The sequence below is a fragment of the Leclercia sp. 119287 genome (assembly GCF_009734485.1).
Lineage (GTDB): Bacteria > Pseudomonadota > Gammaproteobacteria > Enterobacterales > Enterobacteriaceae > Enterobacter > Enterobacter adecarboxylatus_C.
The window spans coordinates 3,074,379-3,093,636 of record NZ_CP046445.1; the positions used below are offsets into that span (position 1 = coordinate 3,074,379).

Genomic DNA, 19,258 nt, shown 5'->3' on the forward strand with positions numbered 1-19,258 from the left:
GGCCAGCCCGCGCTACCCGACACGGGCCTTACTCCTGGCTTTCGACGAAAATGCCGTCAGGGTGGCCAAGCTCGTTAAAGAACCAGATCCCGAGCGGATAATCTTCCAGTGAGACCAGATACATCGTGCCTTCATTAAACTGCTCAACTGCCAGGACAACACCCGGGCGGCGCGGCCCGCCGTCCGTTTTGACTGTCACCCGATCGTTAACCTTCATAGAATCCTCCTCTGGTTTTGAGCCAGTGTAGAACAAAACGTGAAAACTGGCAGCGTGTTGCCGCGTGATTGGCGCTTTTATCGGCGGTCTATACTAATAACTTCACCCCGTGAAATGAGGAGTAAGTGATGAAGACCGCAAAAGAGTACAGCGAAACGGCAAAACGCGAAGTGAACGTTGACGTCGATGCCCTGCTCGCCGCGATCAATGAAATCAGCGAGAGTGAGGTAAAACGGATCGAGGATGACCCTACCCGCGTGAGAGTGAATGACCGGGATTATCACACCTGGCGCGAGCTGGCTGAGGCGTTCGAGCTCGATATCCATGATTTTAGCGTGACGGAAGTTAATCGCTGAGGCGAAAAAAATCCCGGTCATGGGGTGACCGGGATCAAACTTGCTTATGCAAGAAGCACTTGTAAATTCGTTACACCAGGAAATCTGATGTCGTGATGACATTATCTGCAAAATTTTTGTAAGACAAGGATATATTTTTCACATTTATAGTTACTACACGAAATTAAAGTTTTAGTTATGGTTGCCAACAAGCCTGGGACGCGGCCTGAACGGGATCGGTTCCATAAGAGAAACTTTTCCGCTCTGTTTTTTTAAGATAAATCTTATCTGCAACTTTCATCTGTTACGGGAGATGCTATGCCTTCACTTGAGGACCCGCTGCTCATCTATAGCGATCTGGATGGCACGCTACTGGATATTCATACCTACGACTGGCAGCCTGCGGCCGGCTGGCTGGAGAGGTTGCAGGACCATCAAATCCCGATCGTTCTCTGCAGCAGCAAAACGGCGGCTGAAATGCTGGAGATCCAGAGCGATCTCGGGCTGGATGGCCTGCCCTTTATTGCCGAAAACGGCGCGGTGATCCAGCTGGATGTACGCTGGAACGACCATCCCGACGCCCCCCGGCTGATCAACGGCGTTCCCCATACCGACATCGTCCAGGTAATCAATCAGCTGCGCGACGATGCGGGCTACAGGTTCACTACCTTCGATGATGTCGACGATCGGGTGATTAGCGAGTGGACCGGGCTCAGCCGCGAACGCGCGATGCTGGCGCGGCTGCACGAAGCCTCGGTAACGCTGATCTGGCGCGACAGCGACGAAAAAATGGCGGCCTTTGAGGCGGCGCTGGTAGAACTCGGGCTTAAGTTGGTTCAGGGCGCGCGCTTCTGGCACATCCTCGACGCCCGGGGCGGTAAAGATCAGGCCATCAGCTGGCTCAACGAGCAGTACCTGCAGCGCGACGGCATGCTTCCTACAACCTTAGGCTTGGGTGACGGGCCAAACGATGCCCCTCTGCTGGACAGCGTGGACCTGGCGGTGGTGGTCAAAGGGATTAACCGCCAGGGCGTACAGCTGAAAAACGACGATCCTGAGCGGGTTTACCATACCCAACAGCCCGGCCCCGCGGGCTGGCGTGAAGGGCTGGATCACTTCTTCTCGTCCTGACCAACAACCTGGTTGCTTCCTCGCTGTTTCGCCTGGTAGAGACGAGCGTCAGCGATGGACTGCAACTGTTCGAAGTCATAATTATCGCTTTCACGGGCGCTGCTGACGCCGATCGACACGCTGATGCGCGCCGTCTGGCTCTTTTTCACCAGGATTTCGCGGTCGTTGATGCGCGCGCGGATCCGCTCTGCAATCCGCATCGCCTCTTCAGGCCCGGCCCCCGGCAGGACGACGCAAAACTCTTCGCCCCCCACGCGCCCGGCGACGTCCGCCTCCCGTATCGTACTGGTGATTAACCTGGCCGCATGGGTGAGCACCTTGTCGCCCGCCTGATGACCATACCTGTCGTTAACGCTTTTAAAATGGTCAAGATCCAACTGCATTACCGAGTAGGGCTGATGCTGCTGTTCGCATCTTTTCGCCAGCGCTTTCGCCCGCTCAAACAGCGCGCCGCGGTTATTGATCCGCGTCAGAGGGTCGTGCCATGCCTGCCACTGGAGCGAGTGTTGCAGCCGGTACATGTTGCTGACCATCCGGCGGATCACAAATCATGAGCCAATCAGCATCGCGGTGAACAGCAGCCACAGCAGCGTCAGGGCAATCGTAATGCTGCCAAAATCGCCGTGCGCCCCTTCCCGTAAGGTGTGGATGCGCAGCAGAACACCGTCGAAGTGGTCCAGATGCTGCCAGTTAACGTAACGGCTCCCCAGCCGGATCTCCCCTACGGTATCGTTCTCAAGCGTGCTGGCAATTTGCGCCCGCTCACGCTCGTCAAAATGGTTCACATGACTGGCGACGCTCTCCGAGGTGGCGAGCAGAGTAAAACTGTTGTCGTAGAGCTGGAACTCCCCTTCGCCGTTATCCCCTACCGTATCCTGGAGCAGTTTCTTAAGCCCCTGGAAGGTAAAATCAATCGCCAGCACGCCGTACCAGTAACGTTGATAGTCGACCGGCACGCTGACGTTAACGATTTTTTCATTTATCAGCGTAAGCCAACGCACGCTGCGGGACCGATTGTCGCGCTCTGATTGTTGGGTAAACCACGGGCTGGTCACCAGCTGATAATAGCGGGTGGGAATGTCGCGTACGGTATCGATTGGATCGGTCGAGACATAAAACCCCGCACGCGAGACATAAACGATGCGCTTCGCGTGCGCCGCCGGGGCATTAATCCGCAGCAAATAGCCCATTTCAAAGGCAGCGCTCATCTCCTTTTCGAGCCGTTCGTCGTCGCGTATCAGGCTGGTGGTCTGCTGTACAAAAGCATCGGAAATGCCGTTCAGCGGTAAAGTACGCCGCTCGTCGAAGGCCAACTGCCAGAAAGGTTTGTTTCGCAGGTCATTGAAACGGGAGACCGTGTCATGCAGCACAGGCGCGGCCAGCGGAGTCTCAAGGGCATCCTGCATGCCGTTACGAAAGAAGAGCAGCTTTTCGACGCTGAACTGCAGCTGGCGATCCAGCGAGTTGACCACGTTCTCAAGATGGGTGTGCTGAGTCGCGGCGTAGGCGTCTTCCAGCACCACAGCCTCGCGCCAGGTCAGTAACGTGGAGACGATGAGGACAGCAATAAAGCAAATATTTACAACCCGGCCCGGATGAAAACGATGACGTGCCGAAAAAACCTCTTTTCTTACAATATCGTCGGGCTGCACACACACTCCCTGAAAGCCACCTGCGCCATCCGCATGGGCGGGGACGGCAATGTTACTGCCTGTAAGCGATTATAGCGCACAAAAACGCCCGGCATTGCCGGGCGTAGCGTGACTTAAGCCTTGTCCTGTCGCCGGGTGCCGTCACCATGCTGAAGCTCTTCTTCACGAAACGCTTCCTGCTTGATGCCGTAACCGTCGTACCAGCGACACTCCACCATTCCGCTTGCATAGCCGGTGACGACCATACGTGGACCGCCGTTTTTTGGCTTAACTTCATCGCTGACCAGAAAGACCATAACCGCCTCCTTTATCAGTGTGAAACTGTATCAATTTAGTCGAGGAATAACAGTTATGCCTGGTATAGCCAGAAGTTATTAATGTGAGCGACCTCGCATTTTTTCCACGAGTTTCACCACCGCGACCACCACGAGGCCAATAATCAACCCGAGCACCAGATTCAGTAAGGTGGGTAAAACAGTCGCAATAACAGCACCTTGAGCCTCAGAGAAATGTTCGATGGCATGATGCAGAGGCGCAATGCCATGCACCACAATCCCGCCGCCGACGAGGAACATGGCCAGGGTGCCGATTACCGACAGGGACTTCATCAGCCAGGGGGCTACCACCAGCAGGGCTTTACCCGTCATCTTCGCCAGCGCGCTGGTTTTATCACTCAGCCAGTAACCGACGTCATCCAGTTTGACGATGATGCCCACCAGGCCGTAGACGCCCAGGGTGACCACAAAGGCGATCCCGGACAGCACCAGCACCTGGTTCAGCAGCGGCGCATCCGCCACAATCCCCAGGGTAATAGCCACAATTTCCGCCGACAGGATAAAGTCGGTACGGATCGCGCCCTTGATTTTATCCCGCTCAAAGGTGACAGGATCCTGTGCGGCCAGCGCTTCCAGACGCTGTTGCCGCGCTTCCGGGCTCTCCTTCCCTTTATTTTTACGCGATTCGAGCGAGTGCAATATTTTCTCTGCCCCTTCAAAGCAGAGAAATGCCCCGCCAACCATCAGCAGCGGCGTAATGGCCCACGAAATAAAGGCGCTGATCAGCAACGCCAGCGGCACGAGGATCACTTTATTGAGCAGTGACCCCTTCGCCACGGCCCAGACTACGGGCAGCTCGCGATTGGCGCGCACGCCCGAGACCTGTTGGGCATTGAGAGAGAGATCGTCCCCCAGCACGCCCGCGGTTTTCTTGGCCGCCAGTTTTCCCATCAGCGAAATATCGTCCAGCAGCGTGGCAATATCATCCAGCAGTGTTAATAAGCTACTTCCCGCCAAAATAACGTTCCTTCTTTTTTGTTAATAACCTGAACAGTATGGAGTAAAACCCGGAACCCCGAAACTATCCCGTTTAAGTCAACAAATAATTCACTTATGTAACACAATTAAAGCGCTCGCCAGCGCGATAGTTTTCACGTTAACTCTATGCGACCGAATTATTTCATTGTGAGGGAGTATGCGTTTCAGGCACGTTTTACCATTAGCGGGCGCGCTGTTTGCGCTCTATATCATCTGGGGTTCCACCTATTTCGTGATCCGTATCGGCGTGGAGAGCTGGCCGCCCCTGATGATGGCCGGAGTGCGTTTTCTTTCTGCGGGCGTGCTGCTGCTGGCGTTTTTATTCCTGCGCGGCCATAAGCTGCCGCCGCTGCGCCCGCTTCTCAACGCCGCTCTGATCGGCGTCCTGCTGCTGGCTGTCGGGAACGGCTTTGTTACCGTCGCGGAACATCAAAACGTGCCCTCCGGGATCGCGGCGGTGGTGGTGGCGACCGTTCCGCTGTTCACCCTCTGCTTCAGCCGCCTGTTTGGCATCAAAACGCGCAAGCTGGAGTGGCTGGGGATCGCCATCGGGATGGCAGGCATTATTCTGCTCAACAGCGGCGGAAACCTGAGCGGTAACCCGTGGGGTGCGCTGCTCATCCTGATCGGGTCGATGAGCTGGGCGTTTGGTTCGGTGTACGGCTCGCGCATTGAATTACCCACCGGGATGATGGCCGGGGCCATTGAGATGGTCACCGCGGGGATTGTGCTGCTGGTAGCGTCGATGCTTTCCGGCGAGAAGCTGACTGCCCTTCCCGACCTGTCAGGCTTCCTGGCGGTGGGCTATCTGGCGATATTCGGCTCGGTGATCGCGATTAATGCCTATATGTTCCTGATCCGCAATGTCTCTCCGGCGGTTGCCACCAGCTATGCCTACGTGAACCCGGTGGTCGCCGTGCTGCTGGGTACGGGCCTCGGCGGGGAATCGCTCTCCACGGTAGAGTGGATGGCGCTGGGGATCATTATTATGGCGGTGGTGCTGGTGACCTTAGGCAAGTATCTGTTCCCGGCCAAACCGGTGGTTACGCCGTGTCAGGCGGAGAAACCTTAAGCGGGCGAATGCCAAGGGTGTCGATCTGCGCGGTCTCGCCGCCGCCGCAGATCCACTCTTCCAGACGCTCAGTAAGCGCCCTGTCATCCAGCTTCAGCCTGCCGCGCAGCGCGCATTCCCACACCACCAGCACCCGCCAGCCCTGCTGCTGTAACAGCGCGATATCGCGGTTGTCGCGAATAACGTTTTTACCAATCTTCTCCAGCCAGAAGTCGGTGCGGGTCGCCGGGACCTTAAACAGATAGCAGTCGTGGCGATGCCAGAAACAGCCATGCGTGAAGATCACGCACTGGTGGCTATCAATCACAAAATCAGGTCGCCCGGCAAGGCTGGCATCCTGCACACGGAACTCAAAGCCGACCTGCGCCAGCAGGCCAGCCAGCCGTTTTTCAATGGCCGTATCCCGCGTGCCGATGGCGCGCATGTTTTTGCTGCGGGTGGCCTTATTATGTACGTCCGCCATTAACAGTCTCAGCCTTACGTTGCGCTACCGCCTGCAGAATACGCGACTCCAGCAGTCGGGCGACGGCGGCAAACGCCGGTACCACTACCGAATTGCCAAACTGACGGTAGGCCTGGGTGTCAGACACCGGGATGCGGAATTGGTAGCCCTGCGGGGTTTCAAAGCCCATCAGACGAGCACATTCGCGCGGCGTCAGACGGCGCGGGCGATGACGCTGGTTTTCAGGATCGTCGAAATCCCGCTCGCCAAGGGCTTTGTCCCAGCCCCGGTCGATAAGGATCTCCGCGCCATCTTTGTTACTTGTAGATTCAAGCATAAGCACCATACTTTGTAGATTTAAAAAAATGACAATCAATCAGTAGGAGTTGCAATGAGTCTAAACCGGAAGAAAACCTTAAGACAAGTTACCATGACAAGGGTCACACATGTAAACGACCCCGAGGGGGAGCTCGTTGAGCTTGATTCAAAGAACTCCTACTCAAAAAAGGCTGTGCCGCCCATTAAAGTAAATAGGAAGATAATCAAAAGTTATAACTACAACTACTTCCCAATAATCTTAAACAAAGATGGTTCGCCATGGCGAGAGGGTGTTTTATACATAATTTCAAAAGCAAATAGCGATTTTAACTATAAAATATCAACTTATCACAGCATCATGTCAGATTTAACTCACTTCAAAAATTATATTGATGATAATAATATAGATATGTTTAGCTTTCCTAAAATGAAATTATTACGGCCGACATATCGATACAGGAATTATTTACTCCTTCTTGTTCAAAATGATGAACTTAGTTCTCACACAGCAAAAAGAAGAGTATCTTCAATGATTAAATTTTATCGCTACTTAACTGAGGAAAATCACTTTAAACCATCATACCCGCTCTGGAATGAAAGTGACTTATATATAAAAGCCCATGATTCCAAGGGTTCTGTATTCCATCTAAAAAAAATCTCCACTGATTTAAAAATAAAAAACATCCCTAATGATGATCCTTTTTCTAACGAGATAATCGATGAAGGCAGACTAAGACCTTTACCTAAACAAGAGCAATTAGCATTAATTGATACAATAAATAACACTGGAAACACTGAAATGTTATTAATCCATCTAATTGCATTGCTTACAGGTGCAAGGATACAAACTGTGTTGACTTTAAGAAAGTCACATTTTTCTAAATCAATAGATATTAATGATAGTAGTTTCACATTAGCAACCGGTCATGGTACCAATATCGATACAAAGAAGGATAAGAACTTGATACTTATCTTCCCGAAATTACTATATAACAAAATCAGGATTTATATTTTGAGCGAGCGCTATCTTAATAGAGTAAATAAAATAAAAAATGATGTGTTTAATGATTACTTGTTTTTAAGTAATAGAGGAGCTCCATATTATATTAGCAAAGAATCGTTAAAATCTTCAAATACTCAGTCTAATGAAAGAACAATGCACAATGGAGAGGCTGTAAGACAATTTATATCTAAGAGAGTTATTCCTACAATGAAGGTTAAACTATCTAATGATAGGTATATTTTCAGGTTTCATGATTTACGCGCTACGTTTGGTATGAACTTGTCAGAATCACAGATGCGATTGGTGGAAGAAGGAAAACTAAGTTTGCATAAAGCTAGAGAGTACGTGAAAGCAAGAATGGGGCATGCCACCACTGAAATGACTGATAGGTATTTAAATTATAGAAGTAATTTTGATACATTGATTGCACATCAAGAGAATTATGAGGATTATATTAATACCCTATTAGGGCATGTCAATCAGGAGTGTTTATGAATAATTTAAATTCAACATCCACTATAATATCACAACCATTTAATGAAAATTTAGAGTTAATAGACCTTAGTGTAATTGCTATTAATTTCAACAGAAGGAATCATTATATTAATTCATTCTTTTATCAAAAAATAGTAATAAGTGGCTCCAATATATATGCAGATAACATTAACATCAGCAGAAAAACTCTTGTGAGAAAGATTTACAGAGAAGTAATCAATCAGTTACTTTTTGGAGGAATACGCGAGTCCAAAATATCGTATAATCTATCACGATTATTTCAATTCATCAGATGGTGTGATTCAAAAGGAATACATAATTGTCTAGAGAATGACATGAACTGCATTGATGCTCTTCGTGCATATGTCAATCATTGTTGGGAACAAGTTGCTTTAGGCAAAAGCAAATCAAGCACAATAACAGAAAAAATAAAAACTTTAATACATATGTTAAAGGGAATAGTTGCTGAAGAACTCCATCAATACTTTCCAAATGTGAAAGCATCCCGAAGAGATAGAGAGTTAACGCTCCCCCCGGACGACCTACATGCTAGTGAAAACATTCAAATTTTACACTCAGTTATTAATGGTGCATATGATTTTATTACTCATAAAAGAACATACCCCTATGCATGGAAAGTACCTGAATTTCTAAACATCCATGAAAATACTGTTTGGATTTTCCCGATAAAAAGCTGGTGTCAGACCAATTTGAACGATAATGGGACAACAAAGAAGAAAAAAGTAAATTCCGGCTTTAATTACAAACATGGTCGAATAGTTACACCTAAAGAGCTTAGGGAAATTGGAATCACTGACCGCGAGACTCAAAGTAGAACCATTCGTCGTTCCATTCTGCTTCTTAAAAAGACGAATGATTACGATATAAATATCAATTCACAGCAAAAACGGGATTTTTTACGTGACGCAATTGCATCTTTTACTTTTCTCTTAATAGCAAATACAGGAATGAACCCCACTCAATTATTAAATATAAAATGGAATGATGAGTATGATATTCATAAAGAAAGTATTGATTTTTGCTTGATAAAATTTAGAGCATTTAATAAAAAAGTACACTTTAGAATAACCAGTAAATTTCTACCTGTTTTTAAGATATACCTGAAGTTAAGGAGTTATTATTTACTCGGGAATCGATCTGACTTTTTAATACCATCATTTAGTGAAAAATATGAATCCCATATAGATTTAGTTTATATATCAAAAAATATAAAGTCTTTGATGCTTGACCTAGGCTATACGAAAGGTTTAATTGTTGCACGAGAATGGAGATGTTTGAAGGCTGAATGGTTAATTAACAATGCAGACCCGTCTGTTGCGGCGAAACTTTTACAAAATTCTGAATCGACAATACTGAATCATTACTCTTCGGGGACATTAACCAAACAAACAGAGGACCTTAGTGACTTCCTAACCAAATTATCCAATGTAGTTACGGTAACAGAAACTCCACATAAAACACTAATTTCTGTCGGCGGATGTAAAGAGATTGATAACCCAATAAATATTTCTGGCGAACTTGCATTCAAATCAGACTGTAAGCAACCAGAGGGCTGTTTATTTTGTGCTAATTTTTCAATACATGCGGATGAAAATGATTTACGAAAGATCCTTAGCTGTAAATATTGCATTGAGAATACTCAAGGGTTATCTAGATCCTATGATGACTGGCATAAAATTTATGATCCTGTATTGATACGAATTGATGAAATAGTTAATTATATAGCTGAAATCAACATCGCTTTAGTAGATAAGATGAAATATGAAGTGTATACACAGGGCAATCTTGATTCATATTGGGAAGGGAAATTAGAAATGCTAGTGAACATTGGGGCGATAACAGATGAATACTAATCATTTTCTTTCGCCTAATATTTCCCTGACAGAAAAAATGTCTCCCACTGATCCTATTTATCTGTCAGATGAAAATTCCCCATTGCCATCTCATGTTATTAGTCGAAATATTTATGGGGAAGTTATATCAAAATACTCCGACGATGAGTGGGATTTTAGTTGTTACGATAAAAAAAATCGCCCTTGTCTACTTTCATTCAAACATTGGAATAAAGGTGAGACAGGATATTTTATAGACAGTATTATTTCCAGTTTAAAAAAGTTGGTTTTTGCTTACATCTGGTATAGAAATGGAAAAACATATCAGGTTAAAAATATATCCAAACTTGGTTATACATTGAATACTTTAGCCAGATACTGCACTGAATTCAATATTACCATCCCTGAATTATTAGTATCTAAAAAGCATCTTAATAACTGTTTTATGTCATTAAAGCCGGGGACAATGTATGATGTAAGAAGATTTTTATTGGCTTTTAATGATGTTGATAATGCGCATAAGCCATTTGAATTTTGTGATATAAAAAAACTGACCGAAATGAATGCAACTATAATAAATTACAGAAACAATCTAAAACAATTCCCACCAATCCCCCCTAGAATCTATCTTTCGTACATTACTAGCATTACTTCAGATATAAAATTTCTAACTGAAAACATTGATATTCTTTTAGATTTAATCCTAGAAATAAAATCTAAATACGTTGAAATATGTAAACTGCCACACAACTCCAGATATAATAACATTCCTCCAGAGTATAACATTTCCAACATCATAAAAAATTACAATTTAGACTTTGTATTTGACTACTTTGGTGCCAATAAAAATATTAAAGGAATATTATATCTATTAAATAGTATATTATTTAGGTGCCGGTTAGCGATCCAGATCTTCACGGGCATGAGAATAGATGAAGCAACCAATTTAAATATTGATTGCGCACAAATTTATCATAAAAATGGTCAGAATCATTATATTATAAATGGTAAAACGACCAAACTATCGGAAAGAGAGGCTAAATGGGTAACTAATGAAGTTGGCTATAATGCATCTTGCCTTTCTCGTAAAATAGGTCTCTTTATAGTTAATCAAATAGAAGATTTTTCTTCTGAAGTTTACAACGCTCCTCTTTTTGTGCGTACATCTTATTTAGGTTTAGGGAGAAAAGCACCTAAAGTAGATAATTCTATAATACTATGTGCCGAGTTAGCACCGAATGATGAAATGAAGAAAATCTCATGGCTAAATGTCATGATTACGAAAGAGGATATCTCTGAACTAAAGAGAATCGATCCGTTTAGAGCTTGGGAAGCAGAATCTAAATTTGGGATTGGTCAATACTGGCCTCTGCAAACACATCAATTTAGACGTTCTCTTGCATTGTATGCTTCAAGATCTGGATTAGTATCATTAACGTCTTTGCGCAGACAATTACAGCACTTATCAACTCAAATGACCCTTTACTATTCTCGCGAAAGCGCATTTGCACAGGATTTAATTTCAAATGACAAGTCCCACTTTGCTGTAGAATACCAAGAAACACAAAGTTATGCCCAGGCATTGGATTACGTGAATTTGATATTATTGTCTGATAGTAAGTTATTTGGCACACAAGGAAATATAATTAACAACAATATTAAAAACAACATATTTATTGATAAAAAGGAAACTTTTCGATTATTTAAACTAGGACAATTGGCTTACACAGAAACATGTCTTGGCGGTTGTACAACATTAGAAGCATGTACTCAACGTTCAACTCGTTCTTTAGTTAGTTGCTTATCTTGTGAAAATGCCATTATCAAAAAAGACAAACTCGAGTTAGTTATTAAAATTACTAGAAAAGATTGAAGTTAACTCTTTAGCATATAGAACGGAGAAGCAAGATCTTCAATTGCTTGAAAAATATCTGAATGTATATAATTCAAAATCCGGAGACAATTGATGAACAATATAGATGAGTATTATTCTGCTTTAGAACGCTTAATCAACAATGCGCCGATAATAGTTGCATTAGGCACAAAAATAAGTTATGACGCTGTTTCGCTTGAGGCAGGAAAATCTAAGGGTAGCATAAAAAAGTCCAGACCAATATTCACTGATTTAATTAGAAAAATTGATAATTTAAAAACGAAACGAAAAGACAACGATGATATCAATTTAAAAAAGCTTCGTTTTGAAATTTTGGAGTTAAAAAATCAGCTTGACAATTCTCTTGCAAGAGAAATATGTTTAATCATAGAACTGCAGGAATTAAAAAAAAGCAAACAACTCACTTAAAAGCAATAAATATTATTTAAATATATTCAGGCCTGTCTTTGAGATATTCATGATCCTTCAAAAGCAGGCTTTCGATTTAAAAATGCATTCTCAACGTGTTATTATAATGAACTAATGAAATCCCTATGTATTTTACATTAACTTTCTGATGAACATGAATTTTATTCATATATATCTTACGTAATAATTCGGATATGGTAATAACTTTGCTTGAAGACATTCTAAAAACATGTACGGACAATTAAATTCAATCGAAGAACGGTGAATGCATCCTTGCAGAAATCCACTGTCAATCTCAATATACTTGAGCCATTAGTAATCATACAGTGGGATACACAAATGCATCTATAACTTGTTGATAAAATGAATTAATTCTTAAAGAGTAAGTTCTGTCTTTCACAGAGCAGGTTGATTGTTGACTTTCATTAAAACACATGTCAAGGGATAGTTGTTCCTCATTATTCATATCATTTATCTGCTTTCTCACTAATGGTTCGATTAAATTACCATCTGTTTTAATTAATAATGAATCAGGAGACTCCTGCATAATTTTATAATCTTTAGGTAAGTCCTTTATTAACCTCTCCGAGTATAAGGTTAATTCTTCTGTAGCTATAGTAAATAACCAAGCCTCCTGGTTTTTTCTTTGATTTATACGAAGAATTCTGCCGAGCACCTGTCTAAAATAAAGTTCAGTTTTAACAGTGCTCAAGTGGCAGCAGACCTGAAGTCTTGGGATATCAGTACCCTCGCTTATCATGCCCACACTGACAATCCATTCGGTAGTTCCTTGCCTGAAATGCCCTATTTTTGAAAGGGCTTCTTTATCATGATATGTCACAATCGTTGCCGTTTGGGCGAATTCATTTTCCAGAATTTCTAGAAGTTGGTACGCATGTTCTACTGAAGAAGCAACTACCAGACCACCTGCATCAGAATTAACCTTTCTGATTTCGTTGAGTTTTTCGCACCCGGCTTTAATGACATACTTCATTGCTTCGGGGTGTGAAATTATTGATTGATAAGGAACTAGTTTTTCTCTCAAGAATTCAGAGACAGATCCGAAATTTTTTGTGCTCTCATCTGATGAAAAAACTAAATTATCACTATTGATCAACGTAATCTTAGGCTTACGACAAACATTATCCATAATGGCTTCGTGCAGGCCGTAGATGTAGTCGCAGCAGATCTCACCATCTGGATCGGTGTAATTTGATAATACTATCGGCACATTATCAGTTCGCCATGGGGTTCCGGTTAATGCCAAGGTATAACTTGCAAATTTTTGAACTTTAGTAAGGATTTCCCCACCCCAAACGTTGGCATTATCTATTGTATCGCCAGAGCAATGATGGATTTCATCAAAAATCACTAACAACCGGTGTCGTTGTAACGAATCCCAGAAATTATTATCAAAATACATAAGGTTATGATAAGTGTAAGCAGTTCCCAAAGATCCCAAGCCTCCACAAAAGTTACTTTTCAAAATTCGGGAGAAAGTGCTTTTTATCGATGAGACCACTACTGCTGAAGGGGCAAAGCATATGATGATATCAACCATATCGAGTTCTAGCATTCGCTTTGCGACCTCAGCAGCCATAACTGTTTTGCCCGCACCGGGGCAAGCTAGACATAAAAAATGTGGCGATCCCGATTGGAATTTCTTTAGTGCTGCTCCAGCACACTGGTCCTGCCATTTCCTCAGCATGTACGGTGCTCGTTGCTATTCTGCCCAAGTACTTTTGATAAAGCCGTCACTCGACCCAGTAATGCAGCCGACTGATTTTTTGCCTGCTGATAGAGGGCTGTCAGATAACTTTTCTTGGTAGGAAACCGCTCCATTAGAGACTGGTACTCTTCTATTTCACTAAGAACCACGGCAAGTTTGGCCTCGTGAATAAGCTTTTCCTTTTTGAGGTCATTCAAAAAAATATCTAAATCAGATACCTCTGAATCAACTTTTGCCTGCACAGTACGAAGACGTGAATTTTTGGGTATTTTTCCCGTTGTAAATGCCGTTGAATAAAAGAGCTCCGTTGTTTTGTAAAATTTCTTGGATCGCCCATCACTTTTCTCAATTTTGCATACAAATCCCAATGCCTCTAGTCGGTGAAGCTGACGATAGATGAACTTCCTAGCTTCGCTTACCTCACTGTATTCATCCGTAATTTTCAGTAATGCATCCCTGAGGTGATTAGCACTGAACTCGTTAAAATCCTTCTCTATCAATAAATTATAAATGTAGGGATGCAACTTTACTGCAGACGTCATTAACAAAATTCCAAACTTTTGAACTTAGGATTGCTAAGTATACAGAAACTGGCGAAACTTAGACAATCTAAGCACTCCAAGGCAATGATGATGATTACGTGGCGCACCCAAACCCGATACCTGACAGACTCAAAGCAGCCAGAACCAAAGCCGGGATCACTCAGCGAGAATTGGGTATCCGGATTGGTATGGAACCAAGTTCAGCGAGTGGTCGCATGAACCATTATGAGAAAGGAAGGCACATCCCAGATATCGATACCCTTAAGCGCATGGCCGATGAGCTTGGAGTTCCTATAAACTACTTCTTTTGCGAGAACGAAATGACGGCAGAATTAGCTTGCCTGATAGCCAGTATGACAGAAGAACAACAGGCTGAACTCATTGCTACTTTGAAAAAAAGCCAGTTATAGCTCTCGGTTATCACAGGATGATCAAACCTCTGCATGAACGCATCAGATCTGTATCTTCAGCAGACTAGTCGGCTCTCCTAAACTCCTTAACTTAGATATTTCGAACCAATAAATAATTGTGCCACATGGAATCCAAGGCTGAGTCCTAAATAGGTAGACCGATGGCTCGTTTCCAAAAGCGGACGCTGCTTACATTATGGAAAGGCAGGTTAATGCTAAGATTGCCATCCCTCAGTCGAGTTGGTTTGGCGATTGACCAGACCTGAATCGCCACGGATAATCTAGACACTTCCTAGCCGTTGATAATACTGGTTTTCATATTCTGTCGGTGACATCTGATCGCTGGAACCATGCCGACGCTTACTGTTATAAAACATTTCGATGTAATCAAAAATATCGCTGCGGGCTTCTTCCCGCGTTCCGTAGATCTTTTTCTTTATCCGTTCGCGTTTCAACAACTGGAAAAAGCTTTCTGCAACCGCATTATCATGGCAGTTACCGCGACGGCTCATGCTGCCCTCCAGGCCGTGTGATTTCAGGAACGACTGCCACTCATGGCTTGTGTACTGACTGCCCTGATCCGAATGAACCAGCACCTGTTTTTGGGGATTACGGCGCCATACAGCCATCAGCAGTGCGTTCAGGACAATGTCCTTTGTCATCCGGGATTGCATGGACCAGCCGATAATTTTGCGTGAGAACAGATCAACAACCACGGCAAGATACAGCCAGCCTTCGTGGGTCCTGATGTAGGTTATGTCCGTTACCCAACGCTTATCCGGAGCATCCGGATTGAACTGTCGCTGGAGCCTGTTGGGCGACACGATACTGGCCTCGCCTTTACGTGCCCGCGGGCTCCGGTATCCGACCTGAGCCTTTATCCCGACACGTTTCATCAGTCGCCAGACTCTGTTCACTCCGCACTGTTGCCCGCTGTCCCGCAGATCCAGATGGATTTTGCGATAACCATAGACGCATCCCGATTCCAGCCAGAACTGTTTAATCTGTCCTGTCAGTCTCAGGTCTGCCTGATGGCGTTGTGAATGCGGCTGCTGAAGCCAGGCGTAAAAACCACTGGGATGAACATCCAGCACCCGACAGAGCAGGCGAACAGGCCAGCAACAGGTGTTGTCACGGATAAAGGCGTACCTCAGTCGGACAGCTTTGCGAAGTACGCCGCGGCTTTTTTTAATATGTCCCGTTCGTCGGTAACCCGCTTCAGCTCTTTCTGGAGACGGCGGATCTCGGCCTGAGCATCTGACTGTTCTTTATTAGCGGAAGAATCCGGACCGTACTTCTTTATCCAGGCGTAAAGGCTGTGGGTGGTGATATCGAGACGTGTTGCAACGCTGGCAACAGAATAACCGCGATCAACAACCTGTTTGACTGCTTCAATTTTAAACTCTTCGGGATAACGCTTACCGCTCATGGGCACCTCTCTTTAAGCCATCTTAAATGACTCTGAGGTGTCTGTTAAACCCGTGGCGATTCACACAACCTTCTGATCATAGATCTCCAGAACTTTTTTCAAAAGACACAATTCTTCTTCTTGTTTGTACTTATCTGCGTCTCGTGATTGTTCAATAAGTTCATTAATAACCGGTTGTAACTCTTTCATGCTTACTCCATCTGGGTTGAATGTGTGATGATTAATCACGGAAATCACCCTAACATAATAAGCTGTTCATGTATACAGTACAAAACTAAAGTTGTATATTTAAAAGGCCACAAGCTCAGAACTAAAAAAGACATTACATTTAACATGTGTTTGGTTGAGGATTGAAAGCAGGTCACCAGGTTTGACACATAGGTTCTGGAGGTTTATTGATAATGAGATGCCTTTTTTTTAAAAAAATGGACATTGTGAGTTTATAATCAAACTTATTTAAATCAATACATTAAGACGTGGCTTTTTCTTTTATCTACAAGTACTTTCCAATAGCGTGCCGACAGGGTGCGGGCGACGCTGTTCGGGTTCGTCGGATCGACCATCCCGAAGCCAAACCCGTTGCCCTTCGCCTGATGCTTCTGCGCATAGCGATAGAGATACTTCCACAGCACCGGGGTGAGAATGAATTTTGCGTCCACGACGGGCTCGAGCAGATCGGCAATTGTGGGTCGCCGTGCCGGCCACAGCCCCGGGAGATCGCGCAGGGTGAAGTTGCCCCGCAGGTTGAGATCGCGACGAAAGCCCACCAGCACAATGCGCTCGCGGTGCTGGGGCAGGAAGTGTTTTCCATCGATAATCTTCGGATCGTCTGGCCCGCTCTCCGCTGCATCCGCCACGTCATACCCCAGGTCGTCCAGGGTCTGCATGATGATACGGAACGTTTTACCGCCGTCATGGCTCTTCAGGTTTTTCACGTTCTCCAGCACAAAGATTGCCGGGCGGCGGGCGTCAATAATGCGCGCCACGTCGAAGAACAACGTGCCCTGAGTGTCGCAGGCAAAACCGTGCGCGCGACCCAGAGCGTTCTTCTTTGATACGCCAGCCAGCGAAAACGGCTGGCACGGGAAGCCTGCGAGCAGCACGTCGTGCGCCGGAATGGCGTTGCGGATGTGCTGCGCCGCCTCGTCGTCCGTCACGCCGCTCTGGTGGCTGAGCGTCACTTCGCGGATGTCATCATTAAACTGGTGCGCATCCGGATCGCAGTACCAGTTGGCCTTGTAGGTGCGTACCGCATGTTTGTTCCACTCACTGGTAAATACGCACTGGCCGCCAATCGCCTCAAATCCATGACGGATGCCGCCGATCCCGGCGAACAGATCGACAAAGCGGAACGCATAGTGAGGATGACAGGCCGGAGGGCGCGGCAGCAGGTTTTGCAGGAAGCGGTATTCACCGTCGCTAAGGCGATGTCCTGCCCGCTCGCTGGTCACCAGTCGTTTGAGGATCGCCGGGCTCCAGTGGCTGTCACCCTGAGCAACCAGAAGATGAGCCAGCGTTCTGGCATCGTAAATTTCCAGAAGCTGGCTCAATAACGCCTGAACTGACGCCGTTGATTTATCTGCCAGCACAAGCGCCGACTCCGTCACTGATACATTTTCCTGCATACATTTAACCGGGCCAAAAAAGACTTAAGAGAGAGTAACACAGAAAGGCATTACAGACTGTCGCGGAAACGCTGCACTACCGCGGCGTCAATACCCTCGTAATCGCCGCGTAGCTCGGCGCTGAGCCGGGCCATAAACTGAATCAGCACATCGGCACTCTGTCGCGCAAGCTGCCGACCGGCGGCGGTCTGCATCGTCCCGGGCAGGCGGAGCAGTTTGCTCTGGAAATGGTCCAGGGCGTATGCCCGGTCGTTCAGCTTGCGCGCATCAGCAAAGGGATCCTCCGGGTCGAACAGCGGAACCCCCAGCGCGCCGGACACGGCAAAGACGCGCGCCAGACCAATCGCGCCCAGGGCCTCCAACCGGTCGGCGTCCTGCACGATTTTGGCTTCATCGGTAAGCGGCGTAATGCCTGCGCTGAAGCTGTGCGCCTCGATGGCATGCTGGATCGCGGCATAGTGATGGGCAGGAAAATCGGCAAAGTCGTCGCGCAGAATGGCCATCGTTCTTTCGGCGGCCAACTGCGACGAGCGGCCGCGCTGCGGATGGTTTTTCGGCAGGCTGACGATATCGTGAAAATAACAGGCCGTCAGGATGACCAGGGGATCGACCGGCGCATCTTTCATCAACCGCTGTGCGGTGTTCCAGACACGACGGAAATGGGAGATATCATGGGCGGTATCATCGGTGGCATGATGCGCCTTCAGCCAGTTTTCAAAACGTTGCTGCCACTGCACGAGTTCCATATCGGCTTTCCAGAAAGTGAAAAGCCGTACAATAGCAATTATTTACTCTTCTGACACATCACGCGGCCGGGTGTACCAGGCAATCGCGCCCAGGATTCCCCCCACCGCGCTTAAAAGCAGAAAACCGCACAGGGCACTGAGCCATTTCCCGGACGTTGAGCCGAGATCGTCCTCAATCAGCGGCCCTGATACCGAGGTGACTTTGCTGACGATCCACAAATAGCGCGCCATCGCCCAGATGAAATAGCCGCAAAAGGCGTAAAAAACCCACAGGGCCAGTTTGCCTCCCAGGCTGCGATCGTGTTTTTGTTCCATGTTGTCCTTTCCTTTTTCACGGCACGCTGGCCGTCGCATTCACATCGCCAATTCGAACCGGTAAATAAATCACATTTTCTAATAAAAAACACGCTACCTGTAAAAGTTTCCCCTGTCGATTTGCGTTAAGTTGATCTTTCGCAATTTTGTATTGATTATAATTATAGTTCCACAGTATTTATGCAGTCAGGGAAATGTCATAGCCTAAAGCAAGGCTGTAAATGCGTTATTTCACTCTTATTATTCAAGGAACTTATTTTCCAAAGCGGATAACTGTGCAATGATGACGGGGTTATGTGCTTTTTTATCGCTTCACTATTAAATACTCT

At 45.9% G+C, this 19,258-nt stretch carries 18 protein-coding genes and 3 pseudogenes; 8 read left to right on the forward strand and 13 right to left on the reverse strand.

Annotation, left to right across the window (positions count from 1 at the left end; all coding sequences use genetic code 11):
* Nucleotides 1–28: 28 nt before the first annotated feature.
* A complete protein-coding gene (gene dsrB, locus GNG27_RS14905) occupies nt 29–217 on the reverse strand; it encodes a protein DsrB (protein ID WP_185902371.1) in 189 nt (62 codons plus the stop codon).
* A 128-nt stretch (nt 218–345) separates the two neighbouring features.
* Between dsrB and yodD the strand changes: the two genes are divergently transcribed.
* Together yodD and GNG27_RS14915 are read left to right on the forward strand one after the other, a co-directional pair.
* Nucleotides 346–573, forward strand: coding sequence for a YodD family peroxide/acid resistance protein (yodD, locus tag GNG27_RS14910; RefSeq protein WP_039032546.1), 228 nt, complete (start codon nt 346–348; stop codon nt 571–573).
* A gap of 297 nt (nt 574–870) precedes the next feature.
* Nucleotides 871–1,683, forward strand: coding sequence for a mannosyl-3-phosphoglycerate phosphatase-related protein (locus GNG27_RS14915; RefSeq protein WP_156264150.1), 813 nt, complete (start codon nt 871–873; stop codon nt 1,681–1,683).
* Here GNG27_RS14915 and dgcQ read toward each other — a convergent pair.
* The 3 genes and pseudogenes from dgcQ to GNG27_RS14930 form a co-directional block, all read right to left on the reverse strand.
* Nucleotides 1,665–3,335 (reverse strand): annotated as a pseudogene (dgcQ, locus tag GNG27_RS14920) (cellulose biosynthesis regulator diguanylate cyclase DgcQ). The gene GNG27_RS14915 and the pseudogene dgcQ sit on opposite strands and share 19 nt — an antisense overlap.
* 113 nt (nt 3,336–3,448) lie before the next feature.
* Nucleotides 3,449–3,631, reverse strand: a complete 183-nt coding sequence (locus tag GNG27_RS14925) for a YodC family protein (protein WP_156264151.1) — start codon at nt 3,629–3,631, stop codon at nt 3,449–3,451.
* 78 nt (nt 3,632–3,709) lie between these two features.
* A complete protein-coding gene (locus tag GNG27_RS14930; RefSeq protein ID WP_156264152.1) occupies nt 3,710–4,627 on the reverse strand; it encodes a DUF808 family protein in 918 nt (305 codons plus the stop codon).
* A 178-nt stretch (nt 4,628–4,805) separates the two neighbouring features.
* On the opposite strand from GNG27_RS14930, the gene yedA reads away from it, so the two are divergent.
* On the forward strand, nt 4,806–5,720 hold the full coding sequence (gene yedA / locus GNG27_RS14935) for a drug/metabolite exporter YedA (protein ID WP_156264153.1): 915 nt from the start codon (nt 4,806–4,808) through the stop codon (nt 5,718–5,720).
* Here the strand turns inward: yedA and GNG27_RS14940 are convergent.
* Together GNG27_RS14940 and GNG27_RS14945 are read right to left on the reverse strand one after the other, a co-directional pair.
* Nucleotides 5,692–6,183: a very short patch repair endonuclease gene (locus GNG27_RS14940; RefSeq protein ID WP_142486323.1), complete on the reverse strand. Its 492-nt coding sequence runs from the start codon at nt 6,181–6,183 to the stop codon at nt 5,692–5,694. The two genes, yedA and GNG27_RS14940, sit on opposite strands and share 29 nt — an antisense overlap.
* Nucleotides 6,167–6,481: pseudogene (locus tag GNG27_RS14945) on the reverse strand (DNA cytosine methyltransferase); the annotation flags it as partial. The gene GNG27_RS14940 and the pseudogene GNG27_RS14945, both read right to left, overlap by 17 nt.
* 72 nt (nt 6,482–6,553) lie before the next feature.
* Between GNG27_RS14945 and GNG27_RS14950 the strand changes: the two are divergent.
* The 4 genes from GNG27_RS14950 (at nt 6,554) to GNG27_RS14965 (ending at nt 12,133) form a co-directional block, all read left to right on the forward strand.
* Entirely contained in the window at nt 6,554–7,978 is a 1,425-nt protein-coding gene (locus GNG27_RS14950; protein WP_156264154.1) for a site-specific integrase, read from the forward strand.
* Nucleotides 7,975–9,852, forward strand: coding sequence for a hypothetical protein (locus GNG27_RS14955; RefSeq protein ID WP_156264155.1), 1,878 nt, complete (start codon nt 7,975–7,977; stop codon nt 9,850–9,852). Before GNG27_RS14950 ends, GNG27_RS14955 begins: the two co-directional genes overlap by 4 nt.
* Nucleotides 9,842–11,704, forward strand: a complete 1,863-nt coding sequence (locus tag GNG27_RS14960; RefSeq protein WP_156264156.1) for a hypothetical protein — start codon at nt 9,842–9,844, stop codon at nt 11,702–11,704. Before GNG27_RS14955 ends, GNG27_RS14960 begins: the two co-directional genes overlap by 11 nt.
* A gap of 93 nt (nt 11,705–11,797) precedes the next feature.
* Nucleotides 11,798–12,133 (forward strand): hypothetical protein, encoded by a 336-nt coding sequence (locus tag GNG27_RS14965; protein WP_156264157.1) that lies wholly within the window; start codon nt 11,798–11,800, stop codon nt 12,131–12,133.
* Nucleotides 12,134–12,452: 319 nt separating this feature from the next.
* Here GNG27_RS14965 and GNG27_RS14970 read toward each other — a convergent pair whose 3' ends face one another.
* Both GNG27_RS14970 and GNG27_RS14975 read right to left on the reverse strand, forming a co-directional pair.
* Nucleotides 12,453–13,841, reverse strand: coding sequence for a DEAD/DEAH box helicase (locus tag GNG27_RS14970; protein WP_156264158.1), 1,389 nt, complete (start codon nt 13,839–13,841; stop codon nt 12,453–12,455).
* Nucleotides 13,835–14,404 (reverse strand): helix-turn-helix transcriptional regulator, encoded by a 570-nt coding sequence (locus GNG27_RS14975; RefSeq protein ID WP_156264159.1) that lies wholly within the window; start codon nt 14,402–14,404, stop codon nt 13,835–13,837. The genes GNG27_RS14970 and GNG27_RS14975 overlap by 7 nt, the downstream gene beginning before the upstream one ends.
* Before the next feature lie 98 nt (nt 14,405–14,502).
* Here GNG27_RS14975 and GNG27_RS14980 point away from each other — a divergent pair, with 98 nt between their 5' ends.
* Nucleotides 14,503–14,814, forward strand: a complete 312-nt coding sequence (locus GNG27_RS14980; RefSeq protein WP_156264160.1) for a helix-turn-helix domain-containing protein — start codon at nt 14,503–14,505, stop codon at nt 14,812–14,814.
* A gap of 281 nt (nt 14,815–15,095) precedes the next feature.
* On the opposite strand, the gene GNG27_RS14985 is transcribed toward GNG27_RS14980, so the two are convergent.
* The 5 genes and pseudogenes from GNG27_RS14985 to drpB form a co-directional block, all read right to left on the reverse strand.
* A protein-coding gene (locus tag GNG27_RS14985) for an IS3 family transposase (RefSeq protein WP_089518920.1) occupies nt 15,096–16,243 on the reverse strand; the annotation gives its coding sequence in 2 pieces (ribosomal slippage) (nt 15,096–16,006 and nt 16,006–16,243; 1,149 coding nt in all).
* 60 nt (nt 16,244–16,303) lie between these two features.
* Nucleotides 16,304–16,432: a hypothetical protein gene (locus GNG27_RS23815; protein WP_255474554.1), complete on the reverse strand. Its 129-nt coding sequence runs from the start codon at nt 16,430–16,432 to the stop codon at nt 16,304–16,306.
* A gap of 299 nt (nt 16,433–16,731) precedes the next feature.
* Nucleotides 16,732–17,868: pseudogene (gene dcm, locus GNG27_RS14990) on the reverse strand (DNA (cytosine-5-)-methyltransferase); the annotation flags it as partial.
* A gap of 50 nt (nt 17,869–17,918) precedes the next feature.
* Nucleotides 17,919–18,614, reverse strand: coding sequence for a phosphohydrolase (locus GNG27_RS14995; protein ID WP_156264161.1), 696 nt, complete (start codon nt 18,612–18,614; stop codon nt 17,919–17,921).
* A 42-nt stretch (nt 18,615–18,656) separates the two neighbouring features.
* The gene (gene drpB / locus GNG27_RS15000; protein ID WP_142486325.1) at nt 18,657–18,929 is read right to left on the reverse strand and encodes a cell division protein DrpB; all 273 of its coding nucleotides are present in this window, start codon (nt 18,927–18,929) and stop codon (nt 18,657–18,659) included.
* Nucleotides 18,930–19,258 lie beyond the last annotated feature (329 nt).